This is a genomic window from Shewanella benthica KT99 (genome assembly GCF_000172075.1).
Taxonomy (GTDB): Bacteria; Pseudomonadota; Gammaproteobacteria; order Enterobacterales; family Shewanellaceae; genus Shewanella; species Shewanella benthica_A.
This window is the reverse complement of record NZ_ABIC01000081.1, coordinates 1-4,446: the sequence shown is the minus strand read 5'-3', so window position 1 is coordinate 4,446 and position 4,446 is coordinate 1. Positions and strand designations below refer to the sequence as shown.

Annotated in this window: 5 protein-coding genes; 3 read left to right on the top strand and 2 right to left on the bottom strand. The window is 42.7% G+C overall.

The genetic code is table 11. The features are described 5' to 3' along the window. Positions 1-269: 269 nt before the first annotated feature. Positions 270-1,172, bottom strand: coding sequence for a DNA-binding transcriptional activator PunR (punR, locus tag KT99_RS19285; protein WP_005503614.1), 903 nt, complete (start codon positions 1,170-1,172; stop codon positions 270-272). A 130-nt stretch (positions 1,173-1,302) separates the two neighbouring features. Here punR and punC point away from each other — a divergent pair, with 130 nt between their 5' ends. Beyond that, positions 1,303-2,562 (top strand): purine nucleoside transporter PunC, encoded by a 1,260-nt coding sequence (gene punC, locus KT99_RS19280; protein ID WP_005503613.1) that lies wholly within the window; start codon positions 1,303-1,305, stop codon positions 2,560-2,562. A gap of 190 nt (positions 2,563-2,752) precedes the next feature. Here the strand turns inward: punC and KT99_RS19275 are convergent, their stop codons facing one another. Then, complete coding sequence (locus KT99_RS19275; RefSeq protein WP_005500612.1) at positions 2,753-3,418, bottom strand: IS30 family transposase; 666 nt, start codon at positions 3,416-3,418, stop codon at positions 2,753-2,755. Between the two features lie 88 nt (positions 3,419-3,506). On the opposite strand from KT99_RS19275, the gene KT99_RS19270 reads away from it, so the two are divergent. Then, entirely contained in the window at positions 3,507-3,821 is a 315-nt protein-coding gene (locus tag KT99_RS19270; RefSeq protein ID WP_005503612.1) for a hypothetical protein, read from the top strand. Positions 3,822-4,142: 321 nt separating this feature from the next. Then, the coding region (locus KT99_RS19265; protein ID WP_005503610.1) for a YbaY family lipoprotein at positions 4,143-4,446 on the top strand (304 nt) is incomplete at its 3' end.

Sequence of the window (4,446 nt, the reverse complement as noted above, 5' to 3'; positions counted from 1 at the left end):
GTTTTTTAGAGCTTATTCACTTCCAGTGTGGAAGCTCCTGTTGAATACATTGTCTGTTGCGTCATAAATCTCTCCAGTGACCCTTAAAATCGAGTGTTGTACTTGATGCCTGTAATTAGATGGTGGTTCAGTCAAAGAGTTCCATATTCTCTGATTACCCCCTATACATGTTTGCAAGTTATAGAATCATACCTTAGCTTGATAGGGGGTTAAAGTCACAAAGTGCATTTTGCCTCTTCAAGCGGCGAATAATGCGTGATTTGCCGTATTTATAGAAACCAATCATGGTGTAATTTTTCACTATCGCCTAAATAATCGAGTACCCAAGTCATAGCTGGAGATTTATTTGTGCCATTCCACGCAAGGCAACATGGGCTTGGAGTCCTAGGTTGCTCTAAATCTTTGAGTATTAAAGAGCCCGCTTTGATAAATGGCTCGGCAAAGTGCAGTGGCATATAACCTATGCCCAGGCCTTCCCGGAAACAGTTTATCGCTCTTATCCAATCCGGAACCACTAAGCGGCGTTGGTTGTTTAACAACCAGGTCATGCGTTTAGGTATTTCACGAGATGTATCTTCAAGACAAATAGAGGGGTACTGACGTAGCTCATCATCGGCTAATGGTCGATCGATCTTAGCCAGTGGGTGATGCTTACTGACTAAAAAGGCCCATTCTATTTTGCCCATATCCCTGAAGTGATATTCGCCACCGACAGGAATCGCCGTCGTCGCGCCAATGGCGATATCACTGCGACCATTAGCAATGGACTCCCAGACTCCATTGAATACTTCGATACGAATGATGAGTTCAACATTGGTGAATTTTCGATAAAAATCGGCGATGAGTATACTGATCTTGTCTGCACGGACAATATTATCGAAGGCGATAGATAATGTAGGTTGCCAACCATTAGCGATACGCTTTGTATCATCTTTCATTGAGGTCATGTTTGTTAATAGAACACGAGATTGTTTAACGAAATGTTCACCGGCTAAGGTTAAGCTGACACTGCGATGATGGCGTTCAAATAAAGTGACGCCTAAATCTTCTTCTACCTGTTTTACTGCATAACTGACAGCCGAAGGTACCTTGTGCAGTTTATTTGCTGCAGCGGTGAAACTGCCCACCCGTGCGACCATATCGATCAATTGCAGTGATTGTTCAGAAAGCATACCCGCATTTCCTTGCTGTGAATTTTTTTGAAGGCTGACGTTAAAATTAAACGTTTCACTTCAATATTGCAAGTGATTAGACTGCGCAGCCAATGTAATTATCTTTAGTTTTTATTAGTAGTAATCATTTATGAATTCAGTAAATAATACCAAGTATTTCTTTTTTCTATCTTACTTAGCTTTGCTCAGCATGCTAGGTTTTATTGCCACCGATATGTATCTTCCTGCGTTTAAAGCGATTGAAAACACCATGCAGGCATCACCAGCGCAAGTTGCCAGCACACTCACTAGTTTTCTCGCCGGTTTGGCCATTGGCCAATTATTGTATGGTCCATTAGTTCTACGTATTGGCAAGCGCAATTCCTTGTTAGTCGGTTTAGCTATTTTTGCTGCTGCCAGTTTCTCAATAGCGTCGAGTGAAACGGTATTCGCTTTTAATGTGTCGCGCTTCTTTCAAGCCTTAGGCGCTTGTAGCGCAGGGGTGATCTGGCAAGCTATTGTCATAGAAAAATACGATGCAGCCAAGGCTCAGAGGGTATTTTCGAACATCATGCCTCTCGTGGCGCTTTCACCTGCTTTGGCGCCCTTATTAGGCGCATTAGTATTAGAAAGCACGGGGTGGCAAAGCATTTTCATGATTTTAACCGGGTTGGCTGTCTTCCTGATGTTGATGACACTCATATTTGTGCCCCAAGAAGCAATTAAAAAAGATAAGGCAAATCAGACTCGTGCAATTTCAAATTGGGGGATGTTAAACAATACTAAATACCTAGGGAACGTGATCATCTTCGGTGCTTGCTCCGGTGCATTCTTTGCCTATCTAACCCTGTGGCCAATTGTCATGGAGCAACATGGATTCACAGCCAAAGAGATTGGACTGAGCTTTATTCCACAGACGGTCATGTTTATCGTCGGTGGTTATGCCAGTAAAATATTGATAAGAAAAATAGGGACTGAAAAAACACTCTCAGTTTTACTCTCAGTATTTGGCTTGTGTGTATTAGCCATCGTGGCAAGCACACTGGTTCTTTCTTTCGATACCTTGCAGCCATTGTTAGTCTCTTTCTCGGTTTTAGCGGCCGCAAACGGCGCAATCTACCCGATAGTCGTCAACAATGCGCTACAAGAGTTTACCGATAATGCGGCAAAAGCGGCAGGTCTGCAAAACTTCTTACAAATAGGTATCGCCTTCGGTGCCTCTAGCTTAGTCGCTATATGGGCCGCTCTTGGGGAAGTCGCAATAGGATGGGGAATACTCTTGTGTGGAATCGTAGTGCTTGGAGGATATTGGTTGAAAAAGCAGAACTCCTGGTCACAGGTAAAATCACATTTTGTCACCCCAGATCCTGCTCGTATTGCGTTAGATAGTGATAAAACAGACGTAAGCTGATATAAAATAGCCAAATAGCACCAATATTGACCGTTTAATCAGATTAGGCCTTCTGATGATAAAAATGTGCATTTGAGGCTTTTACAAGACTCAGGTGTCACTATATTATTCGCGGCGTTCGGAGAGATGGCAGAGTGGTCGAATGCACCGGTCTTGAAAACCGGCATGGGTTTATAGCCCATCGCTGGAATCAAGCAATAAGTGCAACACGCTTACCAGTAAAGACCTCGAGGGGTGTTAGCCCGCCTAATATCTTTCTTGGCGTTAAATTTAGTTGCAATATCCTGTTCTCGATTTCCTCCTCCGTCAGCCTAGCCATGTCGAATTTCTTAGGCCAAAACCGCCGAATCCGACCGTTAGTATTTTCATTCGTTCCTCGCTGCCAACTCGCATAAGGTTTGGCAAAATAAACCTTCGCTCCCGTCGCTTCATGAACCTTCATATGGCCTGCAAACTCACCGCCATTATCCAAGGTTATTGTCAATGCAGTATGGACTTGCCCAAGCAAAGCGATCATCGCATCACTCAAGCATTCACTTGGGGCGAATTCTATTGGCATGCGGTCACAGATCGCCCCAGGAGACCAGTTAAGCACCATGCATTTTCGAATAATCTCGTCAGTACTTGGCTGGCGTTTACAGGCTTTTTTCGACGTCCTTTTACGCTTACAGCTTAACGTATGTGCCATTTTCGGGTCATAGTTTAGGCTGGTGATATTTCGCTTTAACTCACGGCATACGGTACTAAAATGTACCCCGACTTCCTCGGCGATCTGACGAAGTGTCATACCTGTTTTACGGGAGGCAGATATTTGGTATCGTAGTTCCTGAGTGAGCTGATGGTACTGTTTGTTCATGACTGACTCTGAATTTGTGTGTGAGAACTAAAATTTTGCCTTCAGCTCTCTCACTTTTCAACCCTTAGATCTTTCTGGTGGTTTTGCAATGGAAAACTTAATCTTATTTTTACAAAAATCATTCTATGGTGGGACTGATGTTGCTCCTATGGCCACTGATATGTATAAAAACGCTGATATGTTAATTATTTCAGATTTTATCATGGCAAGCTTGCCACAACATTTGTTAGACGATATCAGTTCGCTGAGAGAGCAGGGTAATAAATTTAATTCCTTGGTGATTGATTCATGTTTTATGGACCATCGTCTCAAATCAATCTTTGACAATGAGTGGGTGTATGACCCTGCTTCTAGCAAAGTGGTTGAATTATTGGGTTTTCAGGAAAGGTGTGAAACGCATTAATAAGGTATTATTTTGAAATGTAGCCAACTTACCGAAGGGGAGAACGATGTCGGTGCCACTACATTTCAATCGATTCATACTAACAATTGACTGCTACTTTCTGACGTTATAGATGTGCCACTAAAAGAATACGCAACTTGCCAAAGAGGTTAACATCTGTTGCCTACCGTGTAACCATAGGTTTTAAAAGGGTATTATATTGTTAATTTACTCTACTTTTGGCTATATTTTCTTGTTATCTCGTTTCAACTAGTCCAATGTCTGGTTTTTTACAGAATGACGTGTGTTCATCCTGTAGCGGTATATAAAAGGAATTACTCAATGAAGTTTAGAATGAACAAACTCGCCTTAGCATCTTCGGTATTGCTTTCAGCCTTTGTCTTACAGGCATGCGATAGTGGTTCTACGACTCAGACCCAAGATACAGCGACAGCTGAAAAGCAAGTCACAGCTGAGGTAACCGCAATGAAAACTCTGGATATCAATGTTATCTATTTAGACCGCAGAATGTTGCCGCCTAATGCGGTACTCGAGGTGACACTGGAAGATATCTCAAAAGCTGATGTTGTTTCAGTTCTGATCGCGAGTCAGTCCTTAAAAGATATCGGTACACCTCCTTACGCCG